Source organism: Arthrobacter sp. SDTb3-6 (genome assembly GCF_013376095.1).
Taxonomy (GTDB): Bacteria; Actinomycetota; Actinomycetes; order Actinomycetales; family Micrococcaceae; genus Specibacter.
The window spans coordinates 1-534 of record NZ_JAAMFN010000140.1 but is presented as its reverse complement, the minus strand read 5'-3'; the positions used below and the strand labels follow the sequence as shown (position 1 = coordinate 534).

1 protein-coding gene is annotated in these 534 nt (G+C 64.2%); it reads right to left on the bottom strand.

Annotation, left to right across the window (positions count from 1 at the left end; genetic code table 11):
• Positions 1-9: 9 nt before the first annotated feature.
• Entirely contained in the window at positions 10-276 is a 267-nt protein-coding gene (locus tag G6035_RS19685) for a hypothetical protein (protein ID WP_176618788.1), read from the bottom strand.
• Positions 277-534 lie beyond the last annotated feature (258 nt).

The following is a 534-nucleotide window of genomic DNA, read 5'->3' as shown; positions in this document are numbered from 1 at the left end:
TGTCGGCCGTCAGGCTGGGTGTCCAATCGGGGTTAGTGGAACGGGGCTGGTGGGGTGCCGGTTCCCGGTCCCGAGGTGGTCTGCGGTGGTTCCCTGGGTGGTGCAGACGCTGATGTTGGCTGTGCCGGCGATTTCGCGAAGGGCAAACACGCCCTCCAGTGCGGCTTTTTCCGACAGGAACCCAATGGTTACGGCGATGGTGTTCCCGTCATCGTTGACCATTTTTACGTGGTAGACGCCGTCGGGGCCATGATGCAGTTCGATTCGTCCGGTCATCGTTTGTCTGCTCTCCAATTCATGGTTGAGTGGTTGGCCCTACCTGGTGCCGGCGCTTCGTGACGGTTCGGTCCCTGCGGTCCGCTGTCTGGTGCGTGCCCGGCACCAGGGCTTAGGGGCGGGGTTCTTGGCGGTCGGTGGTGGAGCCGGGGAGCCGGGCGGTGCGGGGATGGATGTCTCCAGGCGTTCTTGCCGGGCCTGAAGGCACGGACCGTGGAGCATGTGATGCAGCCGTGTCCGGATGCGTCCGCGACTTTC

Excerpts from the sequence above, each read along its gene's own strand:
- G6035_RS19685 (WP_176618788.1), bottom strand. The coding sequence starts at position 276 with ATGACCGGACGAATCGAACTGCATCATGGCCCCGACGGCGTCTACCAC.